Source organism: Bradyrhizobium septentrionale (assembly GCF_011516645.4).
GTDB classification, from domain to species: Bacteria; Pseudomonadota; Alphaproteobacteria; order Rhizobiales; family Xanthobacteraceae; genus Bradyrhizobium; species Bradyrhizobium septentrionale.
In genome coordinates this window covers 337,736-352,586 of record NZ_CP088285.1, presented here as the reverse complement: position 1 = coordinate 352,586, position 14,851 = coordinate 337,736, and the positions used below count along the sequence as shown (strand labels likewise).

Sequence of the window (14,851 nt, the reverse complement as noted above, 5' to 3'; positions counted from 1 at the left end):
TCAGCATCCATGAGCATCACGGCCTCGCTCGGGTCGCGGAGCGTCGCGAAATTCCTGATCGGCACAATCATCGGGCTGGTGGCGTGCCGCCAGCCCGCACAGGCGGCCGAACTCGCAGCGCAGGACGTCGCGCTGCTCGATCGCCTGAGCTGGGGCGTCAACGCCTCGAGCGCGGCGCATCTGCGCGAGGTCGGCGTCGAACGCTGGCTGCAGGAGCAATTGCACCCGGCCAACGCCGCGCTGCCGCCGGCGGTGCATGCGCAGATCGAGGCGATGCCCGACGTGCACCGCTTTCCGTTCGATATCGCGGTCGCCTTCGACTTGCAGGCCAAATCGGCCAACCAGGTCGCCGATCCCGAGCAGCGCCGGGCGGCGCAGACGGTGTTTCAGCAGGGCATGAACGATCGCGTCAAGCAGGCCGCGGCCCGCACCATCCTGCGCGCGCTCTATGCGCCGGATCAGCTGCGCGAGCGCATGACCTGGTTCTGGTACAACCACTTCAACGTGTTCCAGTACAAGGCCACCATCCGCGTGCTGCTGGGCGACTACGAGGATCACGCGATCCGCGACCATGCGCTCGGCAAATTCCACGACCTGCTCGCCGCGACGCTGCATCATCCGGTGATGCTGCGCTATCTCGACAATGCCGACAACGCGGCCGGCCACCGCAACGAGAACTACGCGCGCGAGATCATGGAGCTGCACACCATGGGCGTCGGCTCCGGCTATACCCAGGCCGACGTCGAAGCGCTGGCGCGCATCCTCACCGGCGTCGGCGTCGACTTCGCGTCGGAGGATCCGAAGCTGAAGCCGGAACTGCAATCCCAGCTGGTCCGTGAAGGCGGTTTCGAGTTCAATCCGGCGCGCCACGACTATGGCGACAAGACCTTCCTCGGCCATCAGATCAAGGGCCGCGGCCTTGCCGAGGTCGACGAAGCCCTCGACATCCTCTGCCGTCACCCGGCCACCGCCACGCATATCGCAAGGCAGCTCGCGACCTATTTCGTGTCCGACAATCCGCCCGACGCGCTGGTGCAGCGTATGGCGCAGACGTTCGAGAAGACCGACGGCGATATCGCGGCCGTGATGTCGACGCTGGTGCACGCGCCCGAGTTCAGCGCGACGCTGAAGGATGGCGCCAAGTTCAAGGATCCGGTGCTCTATGTGATCTCGGCGGTGCGGCTCGCCTACGACACCAAGGTCATTCTCAACACGATGCCGATCCAGGGCTGGCTCAATCGGCTGTCGGAAGGCCTGTTCAATCACGAGACGCCCGACGGTTATTCGATGCTGTCGACGGCCTGGAACGGGCCGGGGCAGATGATGCTGCGCTTCGAGATCGCGCGGGCGATCGGCTCCGGCTCGGCCGGGCTGTTCAAGCCGAACGAGCCCAATACCGTCGACCAGCCGGCGTTTCCGCAGGTCATGAATGCACTCTACTTCAGCACCATCAGGCAGACGCTGAGCCCGACCACGCTCGCCGCCCTCGACCAGGCGGTCTCGCCGCAGGACTGGAACACGCTGTTCCTGTCGTCACCGGAGTTCATGCACTGAAAGGGAGGTTCGCCAATGAACCGCCGCGACCTGATCAAGGCCTTCGCTGCTTCCGCGTCTCTCACCGTTGCCGGCCGGGTCTGGGCGGCGCCCGCGACCGACGCGCGGCTGCTCGTCGTGTTCCTGCGCGGCGCCTACGACGCCGCCAATGTGATCGTGCCGGTCGGCAGCGAGTTCTACTACGCCACGCGCCCGACGCTTGCGATCGCGCGGCCGGATGCCGGCAATCCGAACGCTGCGCTGGCGCTCGATGCCGGATGGGGGCTGCATCCGGCGCTGCGTGATTCGATCTATCCGCTGTGGGCCAAACGCGAGATCGCATTCGTTCCGTTCGCCGGTTGTACCGACGACCTCTCGCGCAGTCATTTCGAGACCCAGGACACGATCGAGCTCGGGCAGACGGTCGGCGGCAGCCGCGACTACCGCTCCGGCTTCATGAGCCGGCTGGCCAGCGAGCTGACGCGGGTGAAGCCGATCTCCTTCACCGATCAGCTGCCGCTGATCTTCCGCGGCCACGCCCAGGTCCCGAACACCAGCATCGCGAGCGTCAGCAAGCCCGGGGTCGACGACCGCCAGGCGCAATTGATCAAGCAGATGTACACGCAGGGCAGTCTGGCGAACTCGGTGGCGGAGGGCTTTCGCGTCCGCGACGATGTCTACAAATCCGTCTCCGAGGAGATGACGGCGGCAAACCGCGGCGCAGTCTCGCCACGCGGCTTCGAGCTGTCGGCGCGCCGGATCGGGCACTTGATGCGCGAGCAGTTCAATCTCGGCTTCGTCGATGTCGGCGGCTGGGACACCCATGTCAACCAGGGTGCGGCGACCGGCTATCTTGCCAGCCGCCTCGGTGAGCTCGGCCGCGGCCTTGCCGGTTTCGCCGAGGAGATCGGGCCGGCGATGTGGCGCGACACCGTCGTGGTCGTGATCTCCGAATTCGGCCGCACCTTCCGCGAGAACGGCAACCACGGCACCGATCACGGCCATGGCAGCGTCTATTGGGTGATGGGCGGCGGCATCAATGGCGGACGGATGGCCGGCGAGCAGGTCAAGGTCGCGGAGGCGACACTGTTCCAGAACCGCGATTATCCCGTGCTGACCGACTACAGGGCGTTCTTCGCCGGCCTGATCCAGCGCGTCTACGGCCTGCAGCAGCCGAGCCTCGAGCGCATCTTCACCGGCATCAAGCCGAAGGATCTGAATTTGGTTTGAAGGGGGGCACTGCCAAAATATCGAAAACAACCCCATGCAAAGTAGCCGTCGGTTGCCGGTGTTCGACACGGCAACTTGACACGTCGGGCAAATCAGCGGTATTCTTCTATTATTCAGAAATCGCGCAAGGGCGGCCGCCTGGCCGGCGAGCAGGTCCAGGTCGCGCAGCCAACGCTGCTCCAGAACCGCGACTATCTTGTTCTGACCGAGTACCGGGCGTTCTTCGCCGGTTTGATCCGGCATTAGGTAGCAAACTCACCTTCCAAAGCGGCGACCCAAGCTGCCCGCAATGCTAGATTCCTCACCCTCACGACATTGCGGGGTTAAGCATGATGGACGAGCAATTCAGGGAAATAATCTCCTATCTCAGATCCATTTTGATTGTTTCCCTCATCGGAGTCGGATTTTTGATTTCGATATCCATTCATCAGCCGTGAAAAATGATGAACGAACTTGCCTTGAACGGCCTAGCAAAGCGCCGAGCGCAGTTAGCGGGCGATATCGAACAGGCGCTTCGTCTAACGAGGCTGGCGCGCCCAGGCAATTGTACGGAGGCATGGTGTGTGGAGTAGTGGGCGATATTGGTGTCGCACTCTACCCCGGCCAGTCAGCTGAAGATGTGCTGAAGATCGCGGCAGTAATTGAGTGTGAACTGGATGACATTACACACTATGGCGCCCGGAACCTCGCCAGAAAAATTCTGCTTGCTATGGGTTGCGGGCTCCATACGGCGGGTGGCGCTCGTGATTGAACTTCTGCACGTCGGTCGCAAGCTTGATAAAGCTGTCGGTATGCGCCTCTATTTCCTTTGAATCGTAGCTGTAGCTTTCGCCGCCGTCCTTTTTGGTCAGGTGGTGAAAGCCATGGGAAGGGGGAATTAGCGAATATAGAGTTTGGCCGGGAGATGCCTGCTGGCCCATAACCATGCCATGGGCTATTCGGTTTCTAAGTGTAGATAGTTCTTCGGCTTTTGAGACAAGCGCCTCGAAGCGGGCCTCTTGCTCTTGGTTTGGGTGCGACTGAAAGTACTTTTCGGCAGAGGCTCGAACAGCCTCCATCCTTGTTCTGAATATCCGGGCCTCGCGGCCATAGTCTCTCAGTAGCGCGCTATCTACTGGTCTGCCCTCGAATATCGAGTACGTATATGAAAGGTGAGCCTCGAGCGTTTCCCACTCGCTAATAGCTCGGCCCACTGCAGCATACAGGGCCTTCAAATCGGTGTCTGGCATGGCGAAGAAATCCGATATCCGAGAAATTGAACTAGAGCCCGATGCCTGGCAGCGTTTTGAGCGCGCCGTGAAGATGGTATCGAATCCCACCGCGGTTGCCATTGAACGCAATCTCACGTCGCCTTCGCCGCCACATCGGCGATCGCCTTCATCACGGCGTTGCGGATGCCGGGGTCGTAGAGGATGTGGCCGGCGCCATCGATGATGCGGACCTCGCTGTCCGGCCAGCGCGCGGCGAGCGCGTGCGAGGTCGCGGGCGGGCACAGCAGATCGTAGCGGCCCTGCACCAGGATGCCGGGAATGCCGGCGAGCTTGCCGGCGTCGTCCATCAGCTGGTTCGGCCGCATGAAGCAATCATTGGCGAAGTAATGCGCTTCCATGAACGGCGTCGAGGGCAGGGCGCCTGATGACTTGAGATCGAGCCGCGTCTGCTTCGGCGTATGCTCCGACAGCGTGCGCTCGGTGTCGTGCCAGGCGCGCGCGGCCGGCGCATGCACCGCGGCGTCGGGATCGAGGATGCGGCGGTAATAGGCCGCAAGCGGCGCTGCACGGTCCTGCTCGGGCAGGAAGTTGAGGAAGTCTTTGTGGAGGGACGGATAGAACCGCGGCAAGGTCCGCAGGAAGACATCCTCCAGCTCGTCGCTGGTGCCGAGAAACGTCGCGCGCAGCACCAGGCCGCTGACGCGCTCGGGATGGGCTTGCGCATAGGCCAGCGCCAGCGTCGCGCCCCAGGAGCCGCCGACCACCATCCAGCGCGCGAAGCCGAACCGCTCGCGGATCTTCTCCATGTCCGCAATCAAATGCTGCGTCGTGTTGTGGTCGCGGCTGCCCTTCGGCCGGCTACGGCCGCAGCCGCGCTGGTCGAACAGCACGGCGTGAAAGCGCTCGGGATCGAACAGCCGGCGATGATCGGGCTGGCAACCGCTGCCGGGACCACCATGCAGATAGACCGCGGGAACGCCGCCTTCGCGCCCAACGCTCTCGACATGGAGGTTGTGGCCACTGCCGACATCGAGCCATTCCGATGTCAGGGGAGCAAAAGGATCGGCGCGCCTCGCGGCCTTGCCAGCATCGGCGTCAGGCGCCATCACGTTTGTCCTGGCGTTCGTCCGCCTCCAGCGTGCCGCCGGCAAAATTGCGATAGAGGAAACGATTCTGCATGCCGGCGGATTCCTGCTCGGCCTGCTTGAAGATCTCCTCGTGCCGCGGCGACAGCGCACAGGCCGGATCGGTGTTGCCGGCGTCGCCGGTCAGGGCAAAGGCCTGGCAGCGGCAGCCGCCGTAATCGACCTCGCGGAATTCGCAGGACTTGCACGGCTCCGGCATCCAGCCCGTGCCGCGATAGCGGTTGAAGGCCTCCGAGTTCTGCCAGATCCAGGCGATCGAATGGTTCGAGCGCACCGACTCGAATTCGAGCCCGGTGATGCTTTCGGCGGCGTGGCACGGCAGCACCTTGCCGGCCGGCGAGATGTTGAAGAACTGGCGGCCCCAGCCGCCCATGCATTTCTTCGGCCGCAGCGCGTAGTAATCCGGAACGACGTAGTCGATCGCGAGCGTGCCCTTCAGGCGGGCCTGCGCCTCCTCGACGAGGCGGCTGGTCTCTTCGATCTGCGCGACCGTCGGCATCAGCGCGGCGCGGTTCTTCAGCGCCCAGCCGTAATACTGCACGTTGGCGACCTCGAGCCGGTCGGCGTCGAGGTCGACCGCCATCTGGATGATGTCGGGGAGCTGATGCAGGTTCTGCCGGTGCATCACGGCATTCACCGTGAGCGGCAGTTCAAGCTCGCGCGTCCATTTCGCGACCTCGAGCTTCTTTTTGTGCGCGTCCTTCAGCCCGGCCACGCGATCCGCGACGATGGGTTCGTTGCCCTGGAAACTGATCTGCACATGGCTGAGGCCGGCATCGGCCAGCGCCGCGAGCTTGGCCCTGGTCAGCAGCACGGCCGAGGTGATCAGGTTGGAATAGAGCCCGACATCGGTCGCATGCTGCACCAGCTCGACGATGTCCTTGCGCGCGGTCGGCTCGCCGCCGGAGAAATGGATCTGCAGCACGCCGAGTTCGGCAAGCTCGCTCAGCACCTTCTTCCATTCGTCGGTGGTGAGCTCGGTAGAGCCGCGGTCGAGCTCGACCGGATTCGAGCAATAGGGGCATTGCAGCGGGCAGCGGTGGGTGATCTCGAGCAGCACCGCGAGCGGGATGCCGTAGGTTTCGGCCGCCGAGCGGGCGCCTTCCAGCACCGCGAGCCCGTCGCTCGGGCCTGATGGTGTCGTCTTGTTGTCGGCGAGCGTGTCACTCATGCTGTGCTCTCGCGCGCTTCGGTGAGAAAGCCCTTGTCGGCCAGATCCTGCAGCATTGCAATCACGTCGGTCGCGATCGCCTCGCGTGGCGCGGCGTATTTTTCCGCGAGCTGGTCCACCATCTCGGCGACATTGCGCACGCCGTCGCAGAGATGCAGCACCTCGACCGCGATCTCGTCCGGCGCCAGCACGCGTTCCGGCGCCAGGATCACCCAGACCTGCCGCGTCTCGTCGAATTTCAGCCTGGTGTGGCGCGGCAGTTTCGGCCGGCTGGTCTCGCTGACGCTGATGTTGCGGCTGGCCATGATCTAAGTCTCTTTATTTGAGCATGATCTTTCGGAAAACCGGTTCCCACTTTTCCGGATCATGCTCTAGCTCGCTTTCGGCACGAAGGCGCCGGGCGGAATGTGGCCGTCGACATAGGCGTGATACAGCGCGTCGAGCTGCACCCACAGCACGTTGGTCTTGAAGATCAGCGCGTTGCATACCGCTTCGCGCTCGGCCGGCGTCTTGGCGTGCTGCTTGACGTATTCGAGCGCAAAGCCGGCGTCGCGCGGCGCCTGGGTCAGGCGGCGGCTGAAATAGCTCATGATATCGGGGTTGACGAAGTCGTAATGCTTCAGCATTCCCGAGATGCGCTCCTCGTGCAGGTTCGGCGCGAACAATTCGGTGAGCGAGGAGGCGATCGCCTCCAGCGGCGTGCGGTCGCGGCAGAAATGCACATAGGCTTCGACGGCGAAGCGCGTCGCCGGCAAAATCCCTTCGGTGGATTCCACATAGGCCGTGGCAAGGCCGAGGCCTTCGGTCAGCTTCAGCCAGCGCTCGATGCCGCCCTCAGTGCCGAGATCGCCGTCATGATCCTCGATGCGGTGACGCCACTCGACCCGTGTGTTGCGGTCGCGGAAGCGCGAGATCACCATCGCGTCCTTCAGCGGGATCGTGCTCTGGTAATAATAGCGGTTGAGCGCCCAGGCCTGGACCTGGCCCTTGTTCAGCTTGCCGCCGTGCAGCAGGCGGTGGAACGGGTGCAGGCTGTGATAGCGCGTCGCGCCGATCTGGCGCAGCGTCGCCTCCATCGCCTCGGCGCTGTCGAGCGTGATGCCCTTGCCGATCGAGAGCGCGGTCATTCCGTTTGTAGGCACCACATTCACAGCACGATCTCCGTTCCGTCGGAAGGAATCTGCCAGCCCGCCTGTTCGGCCGCCTTGCGCTCGGCCGAGGTCCCAAGCAGCGCCGGGTTGGAGTTGTTGATATGCAAAAACACTTTTCGTCCGATGTCGAGCCCGGCGAGGCTCGCGATCGCACCCTGATCGCCCGACATCGCGATGTGTCCCATGCCCTGGCCGGTCTTGTTGCCAAGGCCCGCCGCGATCAGTTCGTCGTCGCGCCACACCGTGCCGTCGAAGAACACCAGTGGGGCGCCCTTGAGCCGCGATTTCAGGTCGTCGGTGACCCGCGCGCAGGCGGCCAGGAAGTAGAAGTATTGGCCGCTGCGCTTGTCCGCAATACGCAGGCCGAGCGTATCGCCGGCGCCCGCCGGGTGCGCCTTGCCCTCGAGATACCAGGCGCCCTTGCCGGGAACCTCGAACGGCAGCACCTCGAGCCCCGACGGCGATCCGTCGGACAAAGCCGGTTCAAAGCCCTGATCCACCGCGATCGGCCGTCGCGCGACGTTCTTTTCACTGAGCACGTTGAAGATGCTGTTCGAGCGCAGGATCGCGAGCACCCGCTCATGGGCGTAGATCGCAAATGGCGAACCCTCGCGCATCGACAGCAGCCCCGCGACCGCATCGATCTCGCCATTGGTGAGGATGACGCCGGCGATCGGGCTGTGGCGCAAGGCGCCGGGCTTCGGATGCAGCTGCGGCGTGGCGATCAGCTGCTGACGCAGATCGGGGGAAGCGTTGACCAGGAACCAGTGCGCGCCGTCGCCGCTGACGGCGATCGAGGCTTGCGTGCTCTGCAATTCCGGATGATCGCTTCGCGCCGTCCTGCAGACGGCACACCCGCAGTTCCACTGCGGAACGCCGCCACCCGCCGCGGCACCCAGGACGACGACACGAAGCATGATCCGTCCCCTGGAGAAGTTTGGCCCTGACGAGGTTTGATTGGGACCCAGAGTTTGATTGGGACCCAGAAACGTTACGAGGTGGACCCCGGATTTGAACACACTCCCTTGCTCGGGAGCGCGTTACGCCCGGATGCCCACCTGCGCTAAAACGCTAAACGTGTATAGGGCGCTGCCGCTTACTTGCGGGTGGCGCACATATACATGTTGATTTCCATGCCGACCGACACTTCCACGATCTTCGGTGCTTTCCAGGCCATTTGGCTCTCCATGTTGCAACCGGACGAACTTTCCGCCCTGCAGTTAAACTACTGCGGTTGGAGAAGTTCGCCACTTAAATTTTTTGCAACGTGCTCTGCTCAGGGCATGCTGCACTGCGGCAAGCGGAACTCGCCCAGTCACAAATTTGTGCGCGCATTTCCCGTCAAAAGCCCGTGCCGTCAGACCTTTTTCCTGTTGTTCGCCACACGGTGAATGGTGATGTTGGGCTAACAAACAGGGGCCGCGCGGTCCTCCGAAGGTCCTGATGACGATTCTACAGCTTCCGGTGACGGGAGCGACTAACCGAGCCGAGTTCAGCCGATGCCACGCTATTTCTTCAACACCCGTATCGGCGACGAGCTGATCTCCGACCCTGACGGCGAAATCCTGCGCGACCCGGATCGTGCATGGGAAATGGCGCGGGCGATGATTCGCGAATTGCTCAAGACCGAGGGCGCCGACGGCGCGCTGCTCAGCGCGGTGATCGAGGTGACCGACGACGAGGGCGAGATCGTGCTGGAGTTTCCCTTCACCGAGGCGATTCTCGATCGCCCGGACCGCTCCCTGACAAGGCACTGAGATAAGGCATTGACGCACGCCGACGGGGCTGCGTGGTCACAACCATGCGTTGGCCCATGCCAGCATGTGTCCGATTGCAATTGTCCGGACATATTCCTAAGGCTATGAACGGAAAGCCGAACCGCGCCGATCGACCTCAATGGCGCAATCAACAACGGCTTCCACCCTGGGGAGAACAATCATGAAAAAACACTCGTTCGCACCGCGCAGCCTGCTGCTTGCCGGAGCGATGTTGGGGGCGTTCACACTCTCTGCTGCGGCGCAGCAGCCGACGACCCCGCCGGCGGCAGGCGCGGCCCCTGCCGCCCAGCCGCTCCCGCCGGGCTCGCCCATGATCGGGCGTCCGGACAATGAGGCCGCCGCCAAGCTCGCGCCTGTGGCGCCGCCGCCGCTGCCGTCCGCGACCGACAAGCTGCCGCTCGCCAAGCTCAAGGTGCCGGCCGGCTTCAATGTCGAGGTCTATGCTGCGGGCATGGCGAATGCGCGTTCGCTGGCGCTTGGCGACAAGGGCACCGTGTTCGTCGGCAGCCGGCTGGTCGACAAGGTCTATGCGATCGTCAACAAGGACGGCAAACGCTCGGTCAAGGTGATCGCCTCGGGCCTCTATCGTCCGAACGGCGTCGCCTTCAAGGACGGCACGCTCTACATCGCCGAGCTCTCGAAGGTCTCCAAGATCGACAAGATCGAGGACAATCTGGACAACCCGCCGAAGCCGACCGTCATCTACGACAAGCTGCCGAAGGACGAGGCGCATGGCTGGAAGTTCATCGCGATCGGTCCCGACAACAAGCTCTATGTTCCGGTCGGCCAGCCCGGCAACAACGTGCTGCATGACGCCGACCACGGCCAGATCCGCCGCATGAATCTCGATGGCTCCGGCGCCGAGGTCTACGCGCTCGGCGTGCGCAACTCGGTCGGCTTCGACTGGAATCCCGAGAACAAGCAGATGTACTTCACCGACAACGGCCGCGACTGGCTGTCGGAGACGGTGCCGGAAGACGAGCTCAACCGCGTCACCAAGGCCGGCGAGGATTTCGGCGCGCCGTATTGCTGGCAGGGCAACATCATCGACCAGGAACTCGGCTGGGGCAAGAACTGCAAGGACTATACGGCGCCGGTCGGCCTGATGGGCCCGCATACCGCTTCGCTCGGCATGCGCTTCTACACCGGCAGCCAGTTCCCGAAGGCCTACAAGGACGCGATCTTCGTCGCGCGCCACGGCTCCTGGAACAAGTCGCAGAAGCAGGGCGGTGACATCGTCGTCGTCAGGCTGAACAAGGACGGCACCGTGAAGTCGGTCGAGCCGTTCCTGACCGGCTTCCTCGAGGACAACAAGTATGTCGGCCGCCCGGTCGACGTGATGCTGCTGAAGGACGGTTCGATGCTGGTCTCCGACGACTGGAACGGCGCGGTGTATCGCATCAGCTACGGCAAGCAGAAGGTCGCCAACCAGTAAGTTGAAACCAGGGATCGGGGGCAGCGTCCGCTGCCCCCGATTTTCTTTTTGAAGTGCATGCAAGGATGGACCGATGCGTAAGTTCGCAATCGCTGCGGCGCTCGCCGCTCTCAGCTTCTCCGCAAATGCCGAGTCCATCCAGGAGCGCTCTGCTGCGTGCTTTGCCTGCCACGGCGAGCATGGCGCCTCGGAAACCGAGAACACGCCCTCGCTTGGCGGCCAGCAGGCGCCCTATGCGCTGATCCAGCTCTTCATGTTCCGCGAGAAGCTGCGCACCTTCGAGCCGATGAACGAGATGGCGAAGTCGATGACCGACGACGATTTGCGCGCCTTCTCCGATTTCATCGCAACCCTGACCAAGCCCACGCCGCCCACCGAGGCCGGCGATCCGGCGCGGATGGCGCGCGGCCAGGCGCTGGTGCAGCAGAACCGCTGCAACGCCTGCCATAACACCGATTTCTCCGGCAAGGAGAACGTCCCCCGCATCGCCAACCAGCGCGAGGACTACCTCGCCAAGACCATGGCCGAATACAAGGACAACAGCCGCCACGGCTACGACGCGACCATGGCCGACGTGATGCAGCCGGTCGCCAAGGAGCAGATCGCCGACCTTGCCTATTACATCGCGCATGTCCGCTGAAACATCGGGCGGCGGGCCGCTGGCCTTGTTCTCCGTGCGGCGCTAAAACGCCTGCGTCACACGGAGTTGCACATGCAGGATCTTTGGCGTCTGTCGGCGGCTGAACTCGCCGGCCTCATCAAATCGAATAAGGTATCGGCGAAAGAGGCCGCCGAGGCCGGGCTCGCCCGGCTCGACGCGGTCAACCCGAAGATCAATGCCGTGGTCGATCACCGGCCGGACGACGTGCTGGCCCAGGCCGCTTCGATCGATGCGGCAATTGCGCGCGGCGAGGCGGTCGGTCCGCTCGCCGGCGTGCCCATCACCATCAAGGTCAATGTCGACCAGGAGGGCTACGCCACCACCAACGGGCTGAAGGCGCAGCGCGACCTCATCGCCAGGGTCGACAATCCGGTGGTCGCCAATCTGCGCAAGGCCGGCGCGGTGCTGCTCGGCCGCACCAATTGTCCGGCGGTCTCCTATCGCTGGTTCACCACCAATCTCATTCACGGCGACACCAAGAACCCGCGCGATCCAGCCATCACCCCGGGTGGCTCGTCGGGCGGCGCGGGCTCGGCGGTTGCCGCCGGCATCGGCCATATCGCCCACGGCACCGATATCGCAGGCTCGGTCCGCTATCCCGCTTACGCTTGCGGCGTGCACGGCCTGCGCCCGAGCATGGGCCGTGTCCCGGCCTTCAATTCGGCGCTGCCGGAGCGGCCGATCGGCCCGCAGATCAGCGCGGTGTCGGGGCCGCTGGCGCGGACCGTCAACGATCTGCGCATCTCGCTCACCGCGATGTCGGCGCCCGACTATCGCGACCCCTGGTACGCGCCGGTGCCGCTCGAGGGCCCGCCGCGGGAAAAGCGCGTTGCGATGTGCCTCAATCCCGATGGCCTCAACCCGGTGCCGGAAGTGGTCGCCGCGGTGGCGGATGCCGGCAAGCGACTGCGAGAGGCAGGCTGGATCGTCGAGGAGATCGCCGACACACCGTCCCTGCGTGAGGTGGCGGAAATCCAGACCCGGCTCTGGCTCGGCGACGGTTACGAGGCCCAGCTCGCATTCGCCGAGCGCGAGGGCGATCCCGGCGCGCTGGCCTGCCTGCGCGGCGTCCGCGCCAGGGTACATCCGTTCGACCTGTCGCAGGCGCTGACCCGCCGCGCGACCTTGACCCGCGAATGGTTCGCCTTCTTCGACAAATATCCGGTGCTGCTGATGCCGGTGTCCGGCGAGCTGCCGTTCCCCGATCACCTCGACCGCAAGGACGAGGCCTCGTTCGCACGGGTGTGGCATGCGCAGCTGCCGCAGATCGCGATCCCGTTCATGGGGCTTCCCGGGCTCGTCGTCTCCACCGGCCTCGTCGGGCGGATTCCGGTCGGCGTGCAGCTGGTGGCCGGCCGCTACCGCGAGGACCTCTGCCTTGCCGCGGGCGAGGCAGTCGAGGCCGGCGGCACGCCGTCGTCGCCGATCGATCCAGCGGGGTAACAGCAATGACGATGTCACGCGTCTATGATTTCACCGCCAAGTCGCTGTCCGGCGACGACGTGCCGCTGCAGCGCTTCGAGGGGCAGGTGCTGCTGATCGTCAACACCGCGAGCGCCTGCGGGTTCACGCCACAATACAAGGGCTTGCAGGAGCTGCACGCCGACCTGTCGCCGCGCGGCTTTGCCGTGCTCGGCTTTCCCTGCAACCAGTTCGGCGCGCAGGAGCCGGGCGACGCAGCGCAGATCGCCTCGTTCTGCGAGACCAACTATTCCGTGACGTTTCCGATGTTCGCCAAGATCGACGTCAATGGCGCCGGTGCGCATCCATTGTATGAGCACCTGAAACGTGAGAAGTCGGGCCTGCTCGGACCCTCGATCAAGTGGAACTTCACCAAGTTCCTGGTCGATCGCTCCGGCAAGGTCGTGGCGCGGCATGCGCCGACCGCCCGGCCCGAAGGATTGAAGAAGGAGATCGAGGCGCTGCTATGAGCGACAACAACGACGATACCACCAACGAGCAATTTCCGGACCGTCTCTCGATCGATCCGAAGAGCCCCTATTACAACGAGGCGATCCTGTCGCGTGACGTCGGCATCCGCTTCAAGGGCGCGGAGAAGACCAATGTCGAGGAGTACTGCATCAGCGAAGGCTGGGTGCGGGTCACCGCCGGCAACGCCAAGGACCGTTACGGCAATCCGCTGACCATCAAGGTGCACGGGCCGGTCGAGCCGTATTTCCGGGACAAGGCAAAGTCCTGATCGGAAGCGCACCGAGGCGCTTCGTTAGGCCGTCATGGCCGGGCTTGTCCCGGCCATCCACGTCTTGGGCGCCACCGAAAGAAAGACGTGGATGCCCGGGACAAGCCCGGGCATGACGGGAAGTTAAGCACGCACTCGTCAAAGGATTGAACACCATGTCCGTCCGTATCGTCGACGTCCGCGAGGTCACAAAGCCGATCTCCTCGCCGATCCGCAACGCCTATATCGACTTCAGCAAGATGACTTCGAGCCTGGTCGCCGTGGTCACCGATGTGATGCGCGACGGCAGGCGGGTGGTCGGCTATGGCTTCAATTCCAACGGCCGCTACGGGCAGGGCGGTCTGATCCGCGAGCGGTTCGCGCCGCGGCTCCTGGAAGCTGATCCGAAATCGCTGCTCGATGCCGACGGCAGCAATCTCGATCCGGACAAGGTCTGGTCGACGCTGATGTCGAACGAGAAGCCGGGCGGCCATGGCGAGCGCTCGGTCGCGGTCGGCACCATCGACATGGCGGTGTGGGACGCAGTGGCGAAGATTGCCGGCAAGCCGCTGTTCCGGCTGCTCGCCGAGCGCCACGGCGTGAGCGCCAATCCGCGCGTCTTCGTCTATGCCGCCGGCGGCTATTACTATCCGGGCAAGGACCTCGGCGCGCTGCGCAAGGAGATGCGAGGCTATCTCGACCGCGGCTACAACGTCGTGAAGATGAAGATCGGCGGCGCGCCGCTCGCGGAGGACCGCGAGCGCATCGAGGCGGTGCTCAAGGAGATCGGCAGTCACGCGCAGCTTGCGGTCGACGCCAATGGCCGCTTCGATCTGGAGACCGCGATCGCCTACGCCAGGATGCTGCGGGAGTATCCGCTGTTCTGGTACGAGGAGGCCGGCGATCCGCTCGACCACGCGCTGCAGGCAGCACTTGCCGAATTCTATCCCGGCCCGATGGCGACCGGCGAGAACCTGTTCAGCCACCAGGATGCGCGCAACCTGATCCGCTACGGCGGCATGCGGCCGGATCGCGACTGGCTGCAGTTCGATTGCGCGCTGTCCTACGGGCTGTGCGAGTATCAGCGCACGCTCGCGGTCCTGAAGACGCACGGCTGGTCGCCGAGCCGCTGCATCCCGCATGGCGGCCACCAGATGTCGCTCAACATCGCGGCCGGCCTCGGCCTCGGCGGCAATGAGAGCTATCCCGACCTGTTCCAGCCCTATGGCGGTTTCCCGGACGGCGTGCGCGTCGAGAGTGGCCACATCGTGATGCCCGACCTTCCGGGTATCGGTTTTGAGGGCAAGTCGGATCTCTACAAGGAGATGAAGGCGCTGGCGGAATAGGGAGCGCGGTC

Annotated in this window: 17 protein-coding genes; 10 read left to right on the top strand and 7 right to left on the bottom strand. The window is 64.2% G+C overall.

Translation table 11 applies throughout. From position 1 onward, the window contains the following. Window positions 1-9 precede the first annotated feature (9 nt). From HAP48_RS03645 to HAP48_RS03635, 3 genes are all read left to right on the top strand, one after another. Window positions 10-1,554, top strand: coding sequence for a DUF1800 domain-containing protein (locus HAP48_RS03645; RefSeq protein WP_166214673.1), 1,545 nt, complete (start codon window positions 10-12; stop codon window positions 1,552-1,554). Between the two features lie 15 nt (window positions 1,555-1,569). Next, window positions 1,570-2,763: a DUF1501 domain-containing protein gene (locus HAP48_RS03640; RefSeq protein WP_166214675.1), complete on the top strand. Its 1,194-nt coding sequence runs from the start codon at window positions 1,570-1,572 to the stop codon at window positions 2,761-2,763. 75 nt (window positions 2,764-2,838) lie between these two features. Further along, window positions 2,839-3,009: a hypothetical protein gene (locus tag HAP48_RS03635; RefSeq protein ID WP_166202930.1), complete on the top strand. Its 171-nt coding sequence runs from the start codon at window positions 2,839-2,841 to the stop codon at window positions 3,007-3,009. A gap of 461 nt (window positions 3,010-3,470) precedes the next feature. On the opposite strand, the gene HAP48_RS03630 is transcribed toward HAP48_RS03635, so the two are convergent. From HAP48_RS03630 to pqqA, 7 genes are all read right to left on the bottom strand, one after another. After that, window positions 3,471-4,094 (bottom strand): hypothetical protein, encoded by a 624-nt coding sequence (locus HAP48_RS03630; RefSeq protein ID WP_166214677.1) that lies wholly within the window; start codon window positions 4,092-4,094, stop codon window positions 3,471-3,473. 11 nt (window positions 4,095-4,105) lie between these two features. Further along, entirely contained in the window at window positions 4,106-5,080 is a 975-nt protein-coding gene (gene pip, locus HAP48_RS03625; RefSeq protein WP_166214679.1) for a prolyl aminopeptidase, read from the bottom strand. Continuing rightward, on the bottom strand, window positions 5,070-6,290 hold the full coding sequence (gene pqqE / locus HAP48_RS03620) for a pyrroloquinoline quinone biosynthesis protein PqqE (protein WP_166214681.1): 1,221 nt from the start codon (window positions 6,288-6,290) through the stop codon (window positions 5,070-5,072). The genes pip and pqqE overlap by 11 nt, the downstream gene beginning before the upstream one ends. Then, complete coding sequence (pqqD, locus tag HAP48_RS03615) at window positions 6,287-6,595, bottom strand: pyrroloquinoline quinone biosynthesis peptide chaperone PqqD (RefSeq protein ID WP_166214683.1); 309 nt, start codon at window positions 6,593-6,595, stop codon at window positions 6,287-6,289. The genes pqqE and pqqD overlap by 4 nt, the downstream gene beginning before the upstream one ends. Before the next feature lie 66 nt (window positions 6,596-6,661). After that, complete coding sequence (pqqC, locus tag HAP48_RS03610) at window positions 6,662-7,417, bottom strand: pyrroloquinoline-quinone synthase PqqC (protein WP_029079046.1); 756 nt, start codon at window positions 7,415-7,417, stop codon at window positions 6,662-6,664. A gap of 20 nt (window positions 7,418-7,437) precedes the next feature. Then, entirely contained in the window at window positions 7,438-8,358 is a 921-nt protein-coding gene (gene pqqB / locus HAP48_RS03605) for a pyrroloquinoline quinone biosynthesis protein PqqB (protein ID WP_166214685.1), read from the bottom strand. 179 nt (window positions 8,359-8,537) lie between these two features. Next, window positions 8,538-8,618, bottom strand: coding sequence for a pyrroloquinoline quinone precursor peptide PqqA (gene pqqA, locus HAP48_RS03600; protein WP_035635412.1), 81 nt, complete (start codon window positions 8,616-8,618; stop codon window positions 8,538-8,540). A 322-nt stretch (window positions 8,619-8,940) separates the two neighbouring features. Here pqqA and HAP48_RS03595 point away from each other — a divergent pair, with 322 nt between their 5' ends. From HAP48_RS03595 to HAP48_RS03565, 7 genes are all read left to right on the top strand, one after another. Beyond that, window positions 8,941-9,198 carry a DUF6894 family protein gene (locus HAP48_RS03595; RefSeq protein WP_029079044.1) on the top strand — a complete coding sequence of 86 codons (258 nt, stop codon included), beginning with the start codon at window positions 8,941-8,943 and terminating at the stop codon, window positions 9,196-9,198. Between the two features lie 181 nt (window positions 9,199-9,379). Next, entirely contained in the window at window positions 9,380-10,654 is a 1,275-nt protein-coding gene (locus HAP48_RS03590; protein WP_175612364.1) for a PQQ-dependent sugar dehydrogenase, read from the top strand. Between the two features lie 73 nt (window positions 10,655-10,727). After that, window positions 10,728-11,294 (top strand): c-type cytochrome, encoded by a 567-nt coding sequence (locus HAP48_RS03585; RefSeq protein WP_166214688.1) that lies wholly within the window; start codon window positions 10,728-10,730, stop codon window positions 11,292-11,294. 72 nt (window positions 11,295-11,366) lie between these two features. Further along, window positions 11,367-12,758 carry an amidase family protein gene (locus HAP48_RS03580; protein ID WP_166214690.1) on the top strand — a complete coding sequence of 464 codons (1,392 nt, stop codon included), beginning with the start codon at window positions 11,367-11,369 and terminating at the stop codon, window positions 12,756-12,758. Between the two features lie 11 nt (window positions 12,759-12,769). Next, complete coding sequence (locus HAP48_RS03575) at window positions 12,770-13,246, top strand: glutathione peroxidase (protein WP_166216932.1); 477 nt, start codon at window positions 12,770-12,772, stop codon at window positions 13,244-13,246. Next, window positions 13,243-13,515: a DUF3297 family protein gene (locus HAP48_RS03570; RefSeq protein WP_029079039.1), complete on the top strand. Its 273-nt coding sequence runs from the start codon at window positions 13,243-13,245 to the stop codon at window positions 13,513-13,515. Before HAP48_RS03575 ends, HAP48_RS03570 begins: the two co-directional genes overlap by 4 nt. Window positions 13,516-13,670: 155 nt before the next feature. Next, the gene (locus HAP48_RS03565) at window positions 13,671-14,840 is read left to right on the top strand and encodes a mandelate racemase/muconate lactonizing enzyme family protein (protein ID WP_166214692.1); all 1,170 of its coding nucleotides are present in this window, start codon (window positions 13,671-13,673) and stop codon (window positions 14,838-14,840) included. Window positions 14,841-14,851 lie beyond the last annotated feature (11 nt).